The organism is Bradyrhizobium sp. CCBAU 21365 (assembly GCF_015291305.1).
Classification (GTDB): domain Bacteria; phylum Pseudomonadota; class Alphaproteobacteria; order Rhizobiales; family Xanthobacteraceae; genus Bradyrhizobium; species Bradyrhizobium elkanii.
The window spans coordinates 2,227,157-2,243,441 of record NZ_CP030036.1 but is presented as its reverse complement, the minus strand read 5'-3'; the positions used below and the strand labels follow the sequence as shown (position 1 = coordinate 2,243,441).

Genomic DNA, 16,285 nt, shown 5'->3' with positions numbered 1-16,285 from the left:
TCAAGTTCGTCGCCGGCACTACTTCATCATCGCTTCGACCTCTGTACGAAACGCTTGACGCGAACTGTCCCGCGAATAGAACATGTGGCCGCCGGGAAAAACGACAAGTTTGACGCGCGGAGCCGAGGCAAATGGCGGCAATTGATCGAGCAGGATTTGTGATTCGAAATACGGCGTGACGAGGTCAAACAGGCCGTGCCCGACCAGCAATTTCATGCTCCGATCCGTTGCCAGGATTTGGCGTAGCTCCGAGAGCGACTCGGGTGGGGTGCGGCCGAAGTCCCAAGATTGGACGACGGTGCCGTTCAATAGCTCATAGGAGCCGTCGGGCCGCCAGTTAAGCTTGCGCGTCAGGAGATCGACAGTGGCGCTGGTCAGAGGCGCCAGTAGTGTATCGCTCGAGGGATCCCCGGAAAGGTGAAGATCCGACTCCGGATATGGATCTATGCCATGCACCGAGGCGTCATAATTGCCGATGAGCTTGCCGTTCTTACGATCGAATTCACGGCGGAATTCGGCTAGGTCGAGGCGGCCCGCGAGCCGGCGACTCACCGCTTGGTCGATGCCGGTCAGCGCCGCAGCCTTATCGGCCAGACGCATGGTTGCTTCCTTGTCCGCCTGGCCCTTGATGAGGTCGACCAGATACTCCCCGCGTGCATAAGCTTCCACGTCGGCGAGATCGGCTCGCTTTACCGGACCTTCTGCTTCACGCAGGGTAGCGACATAGCTCGGCAGTCTTGCGACGTACTGCAGCAGGCTCGTGTGGGCAAACTGGCTGGAGTCGAATCTTGGCGAGACCATGATCAGCCCCTTGACACCTATGCCCTGCCGCATCTGCAACTGGTGCACAACCTTTGGCCCGCGAATGCCCCCATAGCTTTCACCTACGATGTATTTCGGCGACAACAGCCGGTCATGCTTTTCGAGCCAACGGCGGACCACCAGCGCGAGCGAGTTGACGTCGCCCTCAACGGAGAAGAACCGCTTGCGCGCGTCATCGCTGGTCCCCACGAAACGGCTGTAGCCGGTGCCGACCGGGTCGAGAAACACCAGATCGGTGAAATCGAGCCACGTTTCCGCGTTTGGCCTCGCCTCCGGAAATGTCGATGGCGTGACCTCGTCAGCATTGATCGGCAGCCGCCACGGTCCCGCATTGCCGAGCTGCAGCCAGGCCGATGATGAGCCCGGTCCGCCGTTGAAAAAGAATGTTACCGGGCGCATGCCGCGATCGGTGCCGTCGAGCTGATAGGAGGTATAGACGATGTCAGCCTGCGGCTCGCCCTTGTCGTCGAACAACCGGATGGAGCCGGCGGTCGCGACGAAGGCAAGCGTCCGTCCAGGGAGCTCAAGCGTGTGTCCGGTGCTGGAGTCCGGCGGCAGGCGATGCGGCTCAGCAGCAGACGGCATACTCGTTTGGCCAGCGCCACTCTTTTGGCCGGACCGCATCGTGACCTGGGCGGGCCGCTGTGGATCGTCGGCTTGCGCGCTCCCAATTACCCCGCAGGCAAACAGGATCAGTGCAAGAGAAGTACGGTACAGTGCGATCAGCTGCATCGGGTTTTCCTGGTCCGGCGCGCACCTTGGTACGCGAGACATGCCGTCAAAACGGCCTTACCAGTAGCTCATGCCGGGCAACTACAAACCCACTAGATCCAGTAGGGACGACCACCGTGCCGCGAACTGGAATGGGATTTCCTCTTCCGGAAGCTGGGCGGCCTAACAGCATCCGCAGTCCATTGAAGTCGATCTCTTTCCACTTGTACTAATCCCTCATTTTCCCCTCTTGAGCGGCTTTTCAAACGTAACCGGCATGAACTCCCACGTCTGCAGTGATCAGCGCGCGCGAGCGTAGCGGGTCGGCATCCAGTACTGGCGCATGGCCTCGACGACGTCCGGAATGTCGGTATGGGCGTTGCGCAGGAATTCCTCGGTCTCGCGGCCTTTCCTTGGTGGTCCAAGCAGTGGACGCCCCTGATCGTCGACGCAATGCAGCAGGATGGGCAGGAGCAAGCCGTGGTTTATGTTGCGGATGTCGAGCAGCGGGGTCCATGCCGATAGTCTCAGCCGCATGGCGGCATGGAATCCCTGGCACCACGGCCGCGCATCAACGTCGCCATTCGGCTTGCGGGCATGGGTGGGCGCGAACCGATGTGGCGCGGTGGAAAGAACGTTACTAATGTCGTTGTGGCGCAGCGCGACGGCCGAAATCGCAGCGAACTCAGGCGTGCCGCCATGGTTGAACGCATCGGCGTCGATGGCGAGTAACGGACAGATCCAGTCGGGCGGACTTATCGACACCGGCCCGGCCACGATCGCGGCGACATAGCCGTCGAGCATAGGAAGACTCGTGGCGATGGGATGCTGCGCGGCGCGAGCCTGCAGCCAAGGCTCAAGTTCGTCGAGCGGCATCGCGGCTGCCGCCATCGATGATGAAGATGATGATGAATGGCGGCGCCGGCTCATGCAGCCTCCCGTGCGCTGAGCTCGCGGGCCTTCCAGTTCCAGGCGAGAAGTTCGCGCAACTGGTGGCTCTTGGTCTGGCCGGAGATGATGCGCTCCAGCACATCGGCCAGATAGACCTGCGGATCGAGTTCATGGAGCTTTGCCGTATTGACCAGCGATGCGAGGATTGCCCAGCTCTCAGCACCGCTCTCGCTGCCGCTGAATAATGAGTTCCGCCTTCCCATCGCAATCGGGCGCATTGAACGCTCGACAGTGTTGCTGTCGACCTCAACGCGGCCGTCGCGGAGAAACAGCGTCAGCCCATCCCAGTGATTGAGCGTATAGTTGATAGCCTCCGCCAGCTTCGACTGGGAGAACAGCTGGTCGAGCATCGAGCTCAGTCGCGCCTTCAGCACCTCCATCAGCGGTGCGGCCCTGGTGCGGCGGGCGGCAAGCCGCTGTTCGGCGCTCGAGCCGCGGATCTCGGCCTCGATGGCGTAGACCGCTTGCAGGCGCTCGATCACTTCGTGAGCGAACGGCGACTGCATCGTCTTGTACACTTCGACGAATTTGCGTCGGGCATGGGCGAGACAAAAAGCGAGCTGGATCGCGCCGCCATGACCGCGGGCAAGCGCTTTGTAGGCGGCATAGCCATCCACCTGCAGAATGCCGGAGAAGCCGGTCAATTGCCCGGCGATCTCCTCGGTGCCGCGGCCATCGGCAAACACATAGGCGACCGCCGGCGGCGATGGGCCGCCCCATGGGCGATCATCCATCGCATGCGCCCAGAACTGGCAGATACGAGTGCGATGTCGTCCGGGATCGAGCACCGGCATCGGCGTCTCGTCGCAGAACAGCCGCGGCGAAGCCTGGATCGTCCGCAGCTGAAGCTCATAAAGGCTCTTGAGCCACCATGCCGCACGCTTCACCCAGCCGGCGAGCGTTGCGCGGTCGAGATGAATGCCCTGGCCAGCCAGGATCTGCACTTGGCGGTACAGCGGCAGATACCAGGCGAACTTCGAGACCACCACGTGAGCCACGAGTGCCGTCGATGCCATTCCGCCTTCAACCAAACGCGGCAGCACCTTCGCCTGGACCACGCCGTCGGTGCAACCGCGGCAGGCGTATTTGGGACGAACCGTGCGTAGTACCCGCAGGATCGCCGGGATCACGTCCAGCACCTCGCTCACATCCTCGCCGATCCTGTGCAGAGCGCCCTGACAGCACGGGCACGCTGTCGTGTCCGGCTCGAGCACCTGCTCGCAGCGCGGCAAATGCTTGGGCAACGCACCGATGTTGCGCCTCGCCTTCTTGCGCGGCTTCCCAGCCGGCTTCGTCGCAGGTAGATCGTCGTTGGCTGACGCAGGTGGTGTGACGCCGGTCGCGAGATCGTCCAGTTCGAGCGCGAGCTGCTCGGCCACGATCGCCACCAGCCGCTCCGAGCGCTTGCCGAAGATCATCTCCTTCAGCGTCTGCATCGCCACACGCAGCTTCTCGTTCTCGGCGTCAAGCGCGAGCACCATCTCGGTCAGAGCCGCTGCGTCGGTCGGAAGAGCTTCGGGGCGAATCGCCATGATCGAACGATATATCCGCGCATCACAGGCTCCAGCAAAATCTTCGCCTCTCAGCCGACAACGGCCGGCTGCTTCACAGGCTTGGGTGAGACACGCGTCCACTCCAGCCCGTCGAGCGAGGGCACATCGAAATATCCCCTCTGGGGAGTCTGACGAATCACCTGCCATCGAAGTTACAGTGTGCGAACCGACGCATCCGCTGTTCGGCCGCACGTTCCGCGTCATTCGCCGCTCGGTTCATCGTGGCGGGGGCTTCCCGCTTTCGTACGAGGTCGAATATCGAGACGGTGCCAGCCTTTTGATTCCGGTCGTGGCGACCGAACCACAGATGTCGATGGAGAATCGAACGAAGCTGAGCGTCGAGGCACTACACGATCTGATCTCTCTGGTTGAGCAGCTCGAACACGATGCCGATCGATCCGAAAGACCTTTGGGCCACGCTGTCAACGGCACTGCAGCGCCAAATCGTCAACGAGGTCGCCGCAGTGCTGGCGGAGGCAAGTCATGAAATCCGAGCTGGTCAAGCCGATACACCTGGCGCGACGCGCGGTCGTGTACATCCGGCAGTCGACGACCCACCAGGTTGTGACCAACCAAGAGAGCCTACGATTGCAATACGCGCTTCGCCAACGCGCCATCGAGCTCGGCTGGCACGAAGCTGGCATCGACGTCATCGACGCTGATCTTGGCATCAGTGGGGCGTCGGCGGCTCAGCGCAGCGGCTTCAAGGAGTTGGTCGGACGTGTTGGTCTTAACGAGGTTGGTCTGATCCTGTCGATCGACGTGACGCGTCTCGCCCGCAACTGCTCGGATTGGTATCCGCTGCTCGATATCTGCGGGCTGCACGGCTGCCTCATCGCCGACCGTGATGGCGTCTATGACCCTGGCAGCGCCAATGGCCGACTGCTGCTCGGCCTAAAGGGGACGATATCGGAGCTCGAGCTCCATACGATACGTAGTCGATTGACGGCTGGTCTTCTTGCCAAGGCGGAGCGCGGTGAGCTTGCGCTCACCTTACCGATCGGCCTTGTCCGCGATCCCTCTGGCGTCGTCGTCAAGGACCCGAACCTGGAGGTGCAGGAACGGCTCGAGCTGCTGTTCGAGACCTTCCTGAAACTGCGCACCGTTGCCAAGGTCATGCGTGAGTTCAACCACCGTGGTCTGGAGCTGCCGCGCCGCAATCGCCACGGGGATCTGCATTGGGCGCGGGCGACGACATCCGCGGTCGCGGCGATTCTGAAGAATCCTGCCTATGCGGGCGCCTTCGTTTACGGACGGACACGACTGCGCAAACCGTCGGACGGAAGATTACCGACGAAGGTGCCGAAGCCGATCGAGCAGTGGCGGATCATCGTCAAGGACCGCTATCCTCCCTATATTGCTTGGCAAAGCTACGAGAAGATCAGGGGCATCGTCATCGACAACCGAGCAGAATACATGCGCAACAAGACCAGGGGGGCTCCACGTGAGGGCGAACTACTGCTGCAAGGCATCGCAAGGTGCGGAAGATGCGGTCACAAGATGTACGCGCGCTACAAGAGACGCGCCGAGTACGTCTGCAATCACCTGCGTTCACATCAGGGGTTGCCGACGTGCCAATACATCCGTGCTCCCCGCGTCGACGCCGCCGTGGCGCAAGCCTTCCTTACAGCGCTGGCGCCGGCCGAGATCGACGCGTTGTCGTGCGCTCGTCGCGCTCAGCAACAGACGTACAAAGCAATACGAAGCAATGCCGAGCAGCAGCTCGAGCGGCGACGCTACGAAGCAGCACTCGCCGAACGTCAGTTCAACCGCGTCGATCCCGACAACCGGCTCGTCGCCGCCGAGCTCGAGCGCCGTTGGGAGGCGGCTCTGAAGGATGCTCGAGCGGCAGAGGAGGCCCTGGCCCGTTTGAAGTCTCCCCAGGCTATCGCTCAGATCACCGTCGGCAACAAGGCGCTGAACGACAAAGTCGTCCGCCTCTCCGGCCGTCTGCCTGAGATCTGGACGGCCCCGAGCACGACCGACGGGAAACGCAAGGCGCTGCTGCGCTGTCTCATTGACAAGGTGATCCTCGACCGCGGCGAGCACGACGCCGTCAGGATGAGGATCGTCTTGGCGCGGCGGAGCCGTCACCGACATCGAGGTAAAGATGCGCGTCAACTCAGTAGCGGATCTCGCCCAAGGCGCGGAGATGCGAGAACGCGTGCTTGAGCTCGCCCGCGCCAAGATGCACGACGACGAGATCGCTGCCATATTGACGAGCGAAGGACAACGGTCACCAAGTTGCCCCGACAAGGTGCTGCCTATCACCGTCCAGCGCATTCGCTTGCACGCCGGCCTCAAGGGGCTTACCGAGCAACGTACACGATGGCGCCATTCAACCGACTTGCTCAGCGCACAGCAACTTGCCGGCGTATTGAACATTCCCGTGAATTGGCTCTACGTTCAGATCAGGCAAGGGCGCCTTTTGATCGATCGTCATCCTTCCGGCGCACATCTGTTCTCCAACACGTCGCGCGTGATTGAGGCTGTTCGAAAACTACGCAATCATGAGCTCAATCATCTCGATCTCAGAATCACTGAGCCTCACGAGGAGGGGCATCAACATGCGTAATCGAGCAGCATCGCGAGCTGCGTCGCACTGAGATGCACCACGCCATCGCGGATCGGCGGCCAGGTGAAGCGCCCCTGGTGCAGCCACTTCGTCACCAGCACCATGCCGCTGCCGTCCCACGCCAGAAGCTTCACTCGGTCCACGCGCTTGCTGCGGAACACAAAGACGTCGCCGCAATACGGGTTCGCACGCAGCGCTTCGCTAACCAGCGCCGACAGCGTGTGCACCGACTTGCGAAAGTCGACCGGCTGTGCCGCCAGCACCACCTTGAGGTCAGACCGTAATGCAATCAACGGATGCCCCGAAGCGCCGATAGCACTGTCGAAAGCGTCGCCAGCTCCACTCCGGGCTCGACCCGGATGCGTGCCCCGCCCACCTCGATCTCAATCATCCCGCCAAGCTTGCCTGGGGGCGATGCCATCTGCGGCAGCACCTTATGCGCGGACGCGAACCGGTCCGGTTCGTCTGCCGTCGCCGGACCGCTCTCGGAAGCGATCCGGACCGGCACGAAGCCTGGCGCCTGAAAGCTCGCTGCCGTCGCGAACTTGCGCCGCCACACCGTCAGCAGCCCACGGACAACGCCATGGCGCCGAGCGACCTCGGAAATATTGGCCCCTTCCTCGAAGCTCTCCGCCACGATCTGGGCCTTCTCTTCCGCCGTCCAGTGCCGTCGCCGACGCTGCCCCGTGATCACCTCGATCCGACGATAGGAGCCGCCTTCCTGCCTGGCATCAAGCATGGCTTCATGCATGGCATCTGCCATAGCCCACCTCCAAAAAAACAGGTCATACCAGGCTGTATCGCAGCTCATTCGCGCGATGCCCAGGTGGGGGGCTCATGCCGATTACTTTCAAACGAGCGTGGGGTAATATTGGGTCAGATGCATCACTCGGCTGACTCAGATCGAATTGAGCTCGACTGGACCGGCTGTTCGGCTGTTGCCTATTCCAGGCCGGGTGTCGCGGCGTTTGAATCGCAGGTCGGCTGACATGAGCCTTGGCAGGGAATTCCCGAGACGACGTGACGGCTCGAACGTCCCGTTCTGTCCAGCTTTGGCCACCAGATTCGCTGGCCGGGTTGGCAATGGCTTGGTTCGTCTCACTTGCAGACATTCCGCAACCGGCATTCTTAGACCGGCAGACGCGCGGGCTGAGCATCCGCCTTGCCTATGTCTGACAAGCGCAGGGGGTCAGATCGACCACGACGTCGGTTGTAGAGATGACGCCTCTGCGATGCGTAATCGCCAGCACGGTCACATCTTCCGCTAGGCTGCGAATATGGTCCATGATGTCCCGCTCGGTTCGCTCGTCAAGGGCGGAGCTGGCCTCGTCGAGAAGAAGGATCGCCGGCTCGCCATAGAGCGCACGGGCAATAGCAATACGCTGGCGCTCCCCGCCTGAAAGCTTCAAACCGCGTTCTCCAACGGTTGTTTCAAATCCTTCCGGCTGCGCCTCGATGAACGGGAGAATAGCGGCTTTTTCCGACGCGGTGCGAAGGCGTCCCTCATCGCGGGGCCGACCTAGCAGAATGTTGTCGGCCAGCGACACATTGAGCAACGTCACGTCCTGCGGCACGACAGCAACTGCAGCATACCAATCCGTGCGATCGATACCCGTTATATCGGTTCCATCGACCAGAATACGGCCGCAGTCCGGCTCGATTGATTTCAGGACGAGCCTAAAGATTGTCGACTTCCCCGATCCCGTTTCGCCGACCAAAAAAGTAATCCCGCCGCGTCCAGCCAAAAACGAGACGTTCGTAACGCCACGACCGTTTTCGTAGGCATAACCAACGTCCTCGAAAGATAGTTGGCCGGCGGAGGGCGTGAAATCATGAGTATGGGACGTTCGCCGCTCTTCTGGTGCGCCCCACAGTCTGGTGAGAGGAATGAGGTCGGCGCGCGACCTCGATGCGTCCGAGATCGCGCGCGCGACCATCTCGAAGGGCATACTGAGTTGGAGTATAAGCGTGTTGAACAGCACAATGTCGCCGATCGTGACCATGCCAGCCTGGTAGTCGGGAACCAGAAGGAGAAGAGTGACGGCAAATTGTAACGCGACGGCTAAGCCGAGCACGGCGATGTAGGGCAGTCGTTGAAGCACGTAGGCTCGACAGTTATCCCGCACCTCCCGCGCTTTCACCGTAAAGCGCTGGCTCATCCAGGCATGACTGCCAAAATGGCGCAACGTGTCCATGGCATTCATGACGTTGCCGACGAAACGCGCATTCTCTTGTCCGGCGTCGACGGCCCGGTCCAGAAATACGCGCGCCCGACGCGTCGAACTCCAGGTCAATGTAATCGCGGCAGCCCCATAGGCGACGACGATTGCGGCGATCTGAATATTGACGAGCGCACCTAGAGTAGCGATCGTAAGCAAAAGCTGCGTTGCAGCAGGGAAGAAGATCGTAGTTCCAAGCTGGACCATCGTGATCAACGCGCTGCGGCCGCGCGCGGCCGCACTCTGTATTTCCACGGGATTGTGCTCAAGGAAAAAGGCTGCGGTTTTTCTCAGGATTCGATCGAAAAAGCGAGTTGCAGCGATGAAGCCTAGGTTTTCTGCTGTCATAAAGGAAAGATACTGCAGCATACGCTGAAATGCGGAAGCAATGCCAAGCAGGACCGCATAGCCAGCGAGTCCCCAGGCGAGCACCGACGCGCCTTCACTGCGCGGCAGACGATCAATCAGAGACGAAAATACATAGGGGGCTACGACGCTGCTCGCGCTTGAGATCAGCACCACCGTGGCAACGACGAGAAGCAGGCACCGATCGGACCGCCAGTACGCATGCAAGATTTCGGAAATCGGCGACAACGCTGTGTACTTTGACATATCTGCGACACATCGAGGGAACGGCGCGCTTTGCTTTGCGCAGAGAGCGGCATGGCCTTGTCGCACGGTCTAGATTTCAAACGAACTCGCGTAAAGATGCTCGATGGCTGGCTCACCGAAATTTGCTATCGCTAACCGCCAGTGGACTTCAAATGAGCTCTGTCCAGCGCTGTCATGCAACCCCGCCAGTCTTGGTAGGTTGTCGCCCGGCGTCTCACATGAAATACGTCGTGTTGTGGCCGACAACTGACGCGCCACACTACCCGGCTTCTTACTGAAGCATAGGATGCCGAGACGACAAGAACCCGCTCCGTAAGGAACACGACATGAAGTGTGCAACTGCAGACACACGCAAACGGCCCGCGTCCGATGCAACTGAACTTCCTCTACCGGTTCTGCCGCCCCCTACTATTTAAGACACCAAAGGAACCTCTACCTAACGATAGTGCCACGGAGGGCTGGCTTTAAGATTGATTGCATCATTCTTCACGCTCTGTTGCCGCCCCTCACGCGAGGGGCGGCTCGAGTTTGTATCAAGAACAATGCTCAAGGCTACTCTGAGAATAGGTGATCTGAAAACCTTCGATCCTGCCGTCAGAGACTGCTCAATAGCAATTGGTGAAAGCTACATCCGGCCATTCCAGCATAAGAGCCTTGAGAGCTTGTTGCTAAAGAACTCCGACCAATGGTTCTTCGTCATACGGGAGCGTCAACGAGTAGCAGACGAGTTCGGCACCAACCCCATCGCCACAGCTAACGCTTCTGCGGATCAGCTTCGTCAGAGCTACCAACAATGCATGCACTGGCCGCTCGATTTTGTCGTGATCGAGGCCGCCCGCCGAGGTCCGCGCCTGCAGGTACGAGCTGGCCATATCGGCAGCCTGCCGATCTACTTCCACGTGGAGGAACGCACCCGTACGGTTACACTATCCTGGGATTTCGTCGATTTTTTGGGTACATCGCGAGCGATTGATGCAGAGATCATAGCTCATCACCTGTCGATGAGAACGTTTTACTCTGCGCGGCAGCCCTGCGCGGGGATTAACTTACCGACTGCCGGCGCAACCTTGTACGTCGACAGGTCGGAAACTTCTTTTGAGTACGGCTCATTAGATCCGTTCACTAGGCCGTGTACCTATAAAACTTGGCGGCTCATGTGACTGGTGACTACGTCCGCTTTGCTCCAATAGCGACCAAGTTCGTGCGGCAGCACAATATGTCGCGATGGCCAGAAGGAGACATTGCCGGCGGTCAGACTAGTGGGCGTCCGGAGTGTTGGCTCGTTCCGGCTGTGTGACAAATCTTCCCGCACCGCTCCATTGTTCCTAACTTAGCAAGATCAAACTCTCGCCAACTGGAGCGCGGCCTCAACGCCGCCTTCCAGGATCTGCTCTGCCTGGATGGTGTCGGGGACGGCCCGCGCGAACTGGAGAGTGCCCACCATGAGACCGAAGATGGCGGTCGCACGGCGGCGGCTCGCTGCAGAGTCGGCACCCGGAAGTAGTGCAGCCAGCGACGAAACGTAGCTTCGCAGCGCTTTCTCGTAGTCCTGCCGAGTGGACAGGGGCTGGCGTGCGATTTCCGGGAGCAACGCCGCCGAAGGGCACCCGTCCGCCGGGTCTTCGAGGTGAGCGCGGTTGAGGTATCTCCGGATCGCCCCCTCGAGGGACAGGCCCGGCCGCTGTTCCTCATCGAGGCGATGTTGTTGGTCGCTAAGCGCGCTCGCCAGCGCCTCGCGAACGAGTGCGTTTTTGGACCCGAAGTGCGGAGAGAATGCGCCCTTAGTCAGACCGGCCTCGCCCATGATCCCGGCGATCCCGGCGGCGGAGATACCGTCTTGGCGTATGCACTTCGAGGCTACATCGATGATGTGTCGTCGCGTCGCGGCCTTGTGTCCTTTCTCGAAACGCATCTCCACTCCTTCGATATCCGTTAAGCTGCGGCCGCTTCCAATAGGGCCTGGAGGTCGCGATCACGTTGCTGGGCAACTGCATTCACATGTTCGCTGCCAAACTGACTGAACAGGGATGCCGGCCGATCATATCCACACGCGACACCGCCATCTTCATCCTCGCGCAGAAGGACGCGGATGGGTGCGTACAGCCCCGCCGACAATCGATGGCGGGTCATCTTGGACGCGGTGAGCGGATTTCCGATATCAAACTGGATGGATCGTCGTGTCAGCTGAGCAACAGCTAGGAGCGCGCCGTGGTCACCCTGCCCGAAAATGGTGAGCGGCGAAGATGCCTCCAACTCTCGAAGGGCGCGCTCACTTTCGCCGTATCGCAGGAGAGTGAATATCCCGTCATCGATGCGCCGCGCCAAGGTCGCGAGCTTGGCTCGAACGTCCTCGAAGGGCTGTGTTGAGCGGATGGTAACGTACTCGACCGGAATGGCACGCGTTGAGTGCAGTGCATTGGACATCTGGTGATCCTCTAATCTTTTGTCGCTGTCTGCAGGCCCCCTTCGCGACGCGAAGCAACCACGACACTAGGTTGAACCGGACTTGGCACCCAAGATGCCTTCGATACCGCGGGCAAGGTTTAGAAGCCGCTGATCACTTCCTAGAGGGCCATCCAGTTCGAGCCCGATCGGCAACCCCGCGCGAGACAGGCCGACAGGAAGGCTGATACCGGGCAGTCCCACGCTGCTTGCCGACACCGTGTGGTTCGCCAGAGCGAGGTAGCTGACGTCCTGCCCCGCGATGTGGACGGTCGCCTGCTCCCCGATCGAAGGCGCCGTGCAGGGCGTGGTCGGTTGCAGAATGACCCACGCCCCATGAGCGACGAACGCCGTGTTGAGGCGACGCTGGATTTCCGGCCGGCTCACGTTGAGCGCCATCTGATAGGCCTCTGCCGAGGTAGCACCTGCACCACCTGGCAATACGATGTGCTCCCACGCCTGCCGAAGCTGAGGCTTAAGGCTTTCGTAAATGGCCTCAAACGCGGTCGGAATCGCGTGGCGCCGAAGAAACTCCGAAATCGCGCCCATCGTCTCATGAGCGAAGATGCCCCATGTTGCCGTTTGGACGAGGGAATTGAAGTCGCGGCCAAGGTCCATTTCCACGACCTCGGCGCCGGCGTCCTGCAGTTGCCGCACCACCGCACGGAATCGGGACTCGACTTCGGGGTCAACCAGATCCAGGAACTGTCGCGGGGCGAAGGCGAGCCGGGCTCCCTTTAAGCCGTAGTCGCCGTCGGAGGACTCCGCAGCCTGTTCGCCAGTCACGACGTGGTCAACCAGAATGCAGTCCTCAACGCTTCGGGCAAACACGCCCGTCGTGTCGAGTGTATGGGAGATCGGAGCAACGCCGTTGCGCGGCCAACGCCCGGTGGTTGGCTTGAAGCCCACGACTCCACAGAACGATGCGGGTACCCGGATGGACCCAACGGTGTCACCGCCCAAGGACGCGGGAACCAGTCCAGCAGCCACGGATGCGGCGGAGCCGCTTGAGGAGCCGCCTGACATGTGATCCCGCGCGTGCGGATTCTTCACCTGACCATAACGTGCGTTGTGACCGGTCAAGCCGTAAGACATCTCGACAAGGTTGTTCTTGCCGAAAATCAACGCGCCCGCCTTCTTAATTGCCCGGACAGCGTCGGCATCTTCGCGCGGCACAAAATGAGCCAGACCTTCGATTCCCAGACTGGTGGGTAGCCCTTTCGTCAAATAACTGTCCTTCACCCCAAGCGGCATGCCAAGGAGCGGGGCCGCCGATCCGGCCGCACGCAACTTGTCTGCGGCCCTCGCGGCCGCCAGCACCTCCGCCTCATCGATGGTGATGAAGGCGTTCAGTTCGGCAAGCGCTCGGGCGCGCTGTAAAAGAGCCGCCGTGTAGGCCTCGGAGGTGATGTCGCCGTTGCGAACCGCTGCTGCAGCGGTTGCGAGCCCAAACGAGCTGACATCTGCGGTTTGTCGCGATGAGGCAGTTGTCTTGTCGTCCACGAAATCCTCGCCAGGAGCTGTTTGGCGGCACCCGGCCGCCACCTAACGGTGGTCCAGCTCAATGCCATTACGGTCATAATATTAAATTACAATCGTAATTCAATCGGGGTGGCGACCTGCTGGGGACACATGCGCGTGAAGTGCCGATGGACGGTTGCGAGCAATGATTGGTTCAGCGACTTCTGCAATGGGTCATTTTCGACGGTTTCTGCGGAGATAGTCGGCTGGCTGACGTCCGCTTCCCCGTAAGCGTGCCGCGCGGCGAACAGGATGGAAGTGGAGCGTCGACCATGATGAGAGGGCTACGCCGGGCTCGTGACGCAGGGAGGGCGTAGCCCGACCGGAGTTACGAGCCCGGCGTCGGCGCGATCCACAGCGGACCGCGCCGACTGGTGATCGCGGCCGGCTGGTTATGCAAGTGGTTCTTCCGCCAAGAGGAATCACTCGCGTGCCAGGCCGACACATTACCGATCACCAAATGAGGCTCTACATGAAGTACCGTCAGACCGATAGCCCGCCCGTGGCCGCCGCCAAGGCGTCGTTCAGCACCTCGACCGCTTACCGGATCGAGCAGGATCGACGCCTTCCGTCGCAGAAGAAGGCTCCTCGCGGCCGTCGCCGGCCAGATCCCTTGGCCCGCGTATTTGAGACAGAGATCGTGCCGATGCTGAAGGCCGCCCCCGGTGTGCGGCCGGTCACGATCTTCGAGGAGTTGCTCCGACGCCATCCTGAGCTCGGCGCCGGCATCCGTCGCACGCTGGAGCGCCGGATCCGGGCCTGGCGGGCGATCCACGGCGAGGAGCAGGAGGTCATCTTCCGGCAGACCCACGAACCCGGTCAGCGCGGCCTGTCCGACTTCACCGACATGGGCGAATTGGGTGTCACGATCGCGGGCGTGCCGCTCGACCATCGTCTCTATCACTTCCGGCTGGCCTATTCCGGGTTTGAGCACGCCCATGTCGTGCTCGGCGGTGAGAGCTTCATCGCTCTGGCCGAAGGCCTGCAGAATGCCTTGTGGTCACTCGGTGGAGCGCCACGGGAGCATCGCACCGACAGCCTGTCGGCCGCCTTTTGCAATCTCGACCGCGACGCCAAAGACGATCTGACGCGGCGATACGAAGACCTCTGTGCCCATTACGGCATGCGCCCCTCCCGCAACAATCGTGGCATCGCCCACGAGAACGGGGCGATCGAGAGTTCGCATGGCCATCTCAAGCGGGCGGTCGGCGACGCGCTGTTGCTGCGTGGCACCGCCGACTTCGACGATCTCGCTGCCTATCGTGGCTTCATCGATGAGATCGTCAGCCGCCGCAATGCCCGCAACGCCAAGCGGATCGACAGCGAACGTACCGCACTTCAGGATCTGCCGGACCGCCGCACGTCGGACTATGAAGAGGTGATCGTCCACGTGACATCGTCCGGCGGCTTCACCTTGCGCAAGGTGTTCTACACGGTGCCGTCGCGCTTGATCGGCCATCGGCTGCGGGTGCGCCTGTATGACGATCACCTCGACGTGTTTGTCGGCGGCACGCATCTCCTCACCTTGCCGCGCGGGCGGCCGCATCCCAATGGCAAGCACGATCAGGTCGTCGATTATCGGCACGTGATCCATTCCTTGCGGCGCAAGCCGATGGCGCTCCTCAACCTGGTCTACCGCGACCAGCTGTTCCCCCGGGAAGCTTACCGCCGAGCCTTCGACGTCTTGCGCAAACGCTTACCGGACAAGAAGGCCTGCCGGATCATGGTCGATCTCCTCGCACTCGCCCATGAGCGCGGTTGCGAGGCCGAACTCGCCGATCAGCTCACGGCCGACCTGAACGACGGCCGGCTGCCCGACCTCAACCGGCTACGTACTCACTTCGCCCCGGATCCCGCCCAGATGCCGAACGTCGTGGTGCGCCTCGCACCGCTCGCCACCTATGAATGCCTCATCGGTACTGCCGAGATCGGAGGTGCCGCATGAGCACAACCAACGTAGTCGACACCGCGCGCCTCAATCTGTTGCTCAACGAGCTGCGGCTGCCCGCCATCAAGGTGCTGTGGCCGCAATTTGCCGAGCAGTCCGATAAGGAAGGCTGGCCGGCGGCGCGCTTCCTCGCCACCATTGCAGAGCACGAGATCGCTGAACGCAGCCGTCGCCGCATCGAGCGCCATCTCGTCGAGGCGCGGCTGCCCACCGGAAAGACCTTTGACAGCTTCGACTTCGAAGCCGTACCGATGATCTCCAAGGCGCAAATGACCGCGCTCGCCGCCGGCGACGGCTGGTTGAACAAGGGCGCCAATCTGCTGCTGTTTGGTCCGCCCGGTGGCGGCAAGAGTCACTTGGCAGCAGCAATCGGCTTGGCTCTCATCGAGAACGGATGGCGCGTCCTCTTCACCCGCACCACCGATCTCGTGCAGAAGCTCCAGGTGGCGCGCCGCGAACTCAACCTCGAGGGTGCCATCAACCGCCTCGATCGCTTCGATCTCGTTATCCTTGACGATCTTGCCTATGTCACCAAGGACCAGGCCGAGACCAGTGTGCTGTTCGAGCTCATCAGCGCACGCTACGAGCGACGCTCTTTGCTGATCACCGCCAATCAGCCCTTTGGAGAATGGAACAAGGTCTTTCCGGACCCAGCTATGACCCTCGCGGCGATCGATCGCCTTGTTCACCACGCCACCATCGTCGAGATGAACGTCGAGAGCTATCGCAGGCGGACTGCCCTCGAGCGAAAGCGTGGTCCAGGGCGGCCACCGGAGCACGCGACACAAAAAACGCTCGCTTGATTGACGCTCCGCGACAATCAAAGCAAACAAAACTCTTGCGCGCGACAATCATCGCGGCGATCATCATCGCGCCGCGACACTGACTCGCCATCCTGATCGCCGCGCTCTTCCGACCCAGATCGTCGCGC

The 16,285-nt window shown here is 61.2% G+C and carries 15 protein-coding genes; 6 read left to right on the top strand and 9 right to left on the bottom strand.

The window, feature by feature from the left end; all coding sequences use genetic code 11:
* Nucleotides 1–18 precede the first annotated feature (18 nt).
* From XI02_RS10545 to XI02_RS10535, 3 genes are all read right to left on the bottom strand, one after another.
* A complete protein-coding gene (locus tag XI02_RS10545; RefSeq protein ID WP_026192333.1) occupies nucleotides 19–1,554 on the bottom strand; it encodes a S10 family peptidase in 1,536 nt (511 codons plus the stop codon).
* Nucleotides 1,555–1,833: 279 nt separating this feature from the next.
* Entirely contained in the window at nucleotides 1,834–2,463 is a 630-nt protein-coding gene (locus XI02_RS10540; protein ID WP_233475738.1) for a UPF0149 family protein, read from the bottom strand.
* Nucleotides 2,460–4,016, bottom strand: a complete 1,557-nt coding sequence (locus XI02_RS10535) for an IS66 family transposase (protein WP_018269968.1) — start codon at nucleotides 4,014–4,016, stop codon at nucleotides 2,460–2,462. Before XI02_RS10535 ends, XI02_RS10540 begins: the two co-directional genes overlap by 4 nt.
* Before the next feature lie 178 nt (nucleotides 4,017–4,194).
* On the opposite strand from XI02_RS10535, the gene XI02_RS10530 reads away from it, so the two are divergent.
* Genes XI02_RS10530 through XI02_RS45220 form a run of 3 tightly spaced genes read left to right on the top strand, consistent with a single transcriptional unit; the run spans nucleotide 4,195 to nucleotide 6,612 of the window.
* On the top strand, nucleotides 4,195–4,524 hold the full coding sequence (locus tag XI02_RS10530) for a hypothetical protein (protein ID WP_157183414.1): 330 nt from the start codon (nucleotides 4,195–4,197) through the stop codon (nucleotides 4,522–4,524).
* The gene (locus XI02_RS10525) at nucleotides 4,521–6,209 is read left to right on the top strand and encodes a recombinase family protein (protein ID WP_063710720.1); all 1,689 of its coding nucleotides are present in this window, start codon (nucleotides 4,521–4,523) and stop codon (nucleotides 6,207–6,209) included. Before XI02_RS10530 ends, XI02_RS10525 begins: the two co-directional genes overlap by 4 nt.
* Entirely contained in the window at nucleotides 6,202–6,612 is a 411-nt protein-coding gene (locus XI02_RS45220; protein ID WP_233475739.1) for a hypothetical protein, read from the top strand. The genes XI02_RS10525 and XI02_RS45220 overlap by 8 nt, the downstream gene beginning before the upstream one ends.
* Here the strand turns inward: XI02_RS45220 and tnpB are convergent.
* The 3 genes from tnpB to XI02_RS10510 form a co-directional block, all read right to left on the bottom strand.
* Nucleotides 6,600–6,905, bottom strand: coding sequence for an IS66 family insertion sequence element accessory protein TnpB (tnpB, locus tag XI02_RS10520; protein ID WP_050999495.1), 306 nt, complete (start codon nucleotides 6,903–6,905; stop codon nucleotides 6,600–6,602). The two genes, XI02_RS45220 and tnpB, sit on opposite strands and share 13 nt — an antisense overlap.
* A complete protein-coding gene (locus tag XI02_RS10515) occupies nucleotides 6,902–7,375 on the bottom strand; it encodes a transposase (protein WP_026192332.1) in 474 nt (157 codons plus the stop codon). Before XI02_RS10515 ends, tnpB begins: the two co-directional genes overlap by 4 nt.
* Nucleotides 7,376–7,778: 403 nt before the next feature.
* Nucleotides 7,779–9,443 (bottom strand): ABC transporter ATP-binding protein, encoded by a 1,665-nt coding sequence (locus tag XI02_RS10510; RefSeq protein WP_018269964.1) that lies wholly within the window; start codon nucleotides 9,441–9,443, stop codon nucleotides 7,779–7,781.
* 542 nt (nucleotides 9,444–9,985) lie between these two features.
* Between XI02_RS10510 and XI02_RS10505 the strand changes: the two genes are divergently transcribed.
* The gene (locus tag XI02_RS10505; RefSeq protein WP_016846311.1) at nucleotides 9,986–10,603 is read left to right on the top strand and encodes a hypothetical protein; all 618 of its coding nucleotides are present in this window, start codon (nucleotides 9,986–9,988) and stop codon (nucleotides 10,601–10,603) included.
* A 179-nt stretch (nucleotides 10,604–10,782) separates the two neighbouring features.
* Here the strand turns inward: XI02_RS10505 and XI02_RS10500 are convergent, their stop codons facing one another.
* The 3 genes from XI02_RS10500 to XI02_RS10490 all read right to left on the bottom strand — a co-directional run bounded on the left by XI02_RS10500 (nucleotide 10,783) and on the right by XI02_RS10490 (nucleotide 13,388).
* Nucleotides 10,783–11,355: a TetR/AcrR family transcriptional regulator gene (locus tag XI02_RS10500; protein WP_026192331.1), complete on the bottom strand. Its 573-nt coding sequence runs from the start codon at nucleotides 11,353–11,355 to the stop codon at nucleotides 10,783–10,785.
* A 20-nt stretch (nucleotides 11,356–11,375) separates the two neighbouring features.
* The gene (locus XI02_RS10495; protein ID WP_016842784.1) at nucleotides 11,376–11,867 is read right to left on the bottom strand and encodes a DUF302 domain-containing protein; all 492 of its coding nucleotides are present in this window, start codon (nucleotides 11,865–11,867) and stop codon (nucleotides 11,376–11,378) included.
* Between the two features lie 66 nt (nucleotides 11,868–11,933).
* On the bottom strand, nucleotides 11,934–13,388 hold the full coding sequence (locus XI02_RS10490; protein WP_018269962.1) for an amidase family protein: 1,455 nt from the start codon (nucleotides 13,386–13,388) through the stop codon (nucleotides 11,934–11,936).
* 412 nt (nucleotides 13,389–13,800) lie between these two features.
* On the opposite strand from XI02_RS10490, the gene istA reads away from it, so the two are divergent.
* Together istA and istB are read left to right on the top strand one after the other, a co-directional pair.
* Nucleotides 13,801–15,351 carry an IS21-like element ISBj11 family transposase gene (gene istA, locus XI02_RS10485; RefSeq protein ID WP_080586188.1) on the top strand — a complete coding sequence of 517 codons (1,551 nt, stop codon included), beginning with the start codon at nucleotides 13,801–13,803 and terminating at the stop codon, nucleotides 15,349–15,351.
* Nucleotides 15,348–16,157, top strand: coding sequence for an IS21-like element ISBj11 family helper ATPase IstB (istB, locus tag XI02_RS10480; protein WP_016842034.1), 810 nt, complete (start codon nucleotides 15,348–15,350; stop codon nucleotides 16,155–16,157). Before istA ends, istB begins: the two co-directional genes overlap by 4 nt.
* Nucleotides 16,158–16,285: the final 128 nt, after the last annotated feature.

Coding starts and splice junctions, on each gene's coding strand:
- XI02_RS10545 (WP_026192333.1), bottom strand. CDS start 1,554: ATGCAGCTGATCGCACTGTACCGTACTTCTCTTGCACTGATCCTGTTT.
- XI02_RS10505 (WP_016846311.1), top strand. CDS start 9,986: ATGCTCAAGGCTACTCTGAGAATAGGTGATCTGAAAACCTTCGATCCT.
- XI02_RS10515 (WP_026192332.1), bottom strand. CDS start 7,375: ATGGCAGATGCCATGCATGAAGCCATGCTTGATGCCAGGCAGGAAGGC.
- XI02_RS10540 (WP_233475738.1), bottom strand. CDS start 2,463: ATGAGCCGGCGCCGCCATTCATCATCATCTTCATCATCGATGGCGGCA.
- XI02_RS10525 (WP_063710720.1), top strand. CDS start 4,521: ATGAAATCCGAGCTGGTCAAGCCGATACACCTGGCGCGACGCGCGGTC.
- XI02_RS10495 (WP_016842784.1), bottom strand. CDS start 11,867: ATGTCCAATGCACTGCACTCAACGCGTGCCATTCCGGTCGAGTACGTT.
- XI02_RS10510 (WP_018269964.1), bottom strand. CDS start 9,443: ATGTCAAAGTACACAGCGTTGTCGCCGATTTCCGAAATCTTGCATGCG.
- XI02_RS10500 (WP_026192331.1), bottom strand. CDS start 11,355: ATGCGTTTCGAGAAAGGACACAAGGCCGCGACGCGACGACACATCATC.
- istA (WP_080586188.1), top strand. CDS start 13,801: ATGCAAGTGGTTCTTCCGCCAAGAGGAATCACTCGCGTGCCAGGCCGA.
- XI02_RS10535 (WP_018269968.1), bottom strand. CDS start 4,016: ATGGCGATTCGCCCCGAAGCTCTTCCGACCGACGCAGCGGCTCTGACC.
- istB (WP_016842034.1), top strand. CDS start 15,348: ATGAGCACAACCAACGTAGTCGACACCGCGCGCCTCAATCTGTTGCTC.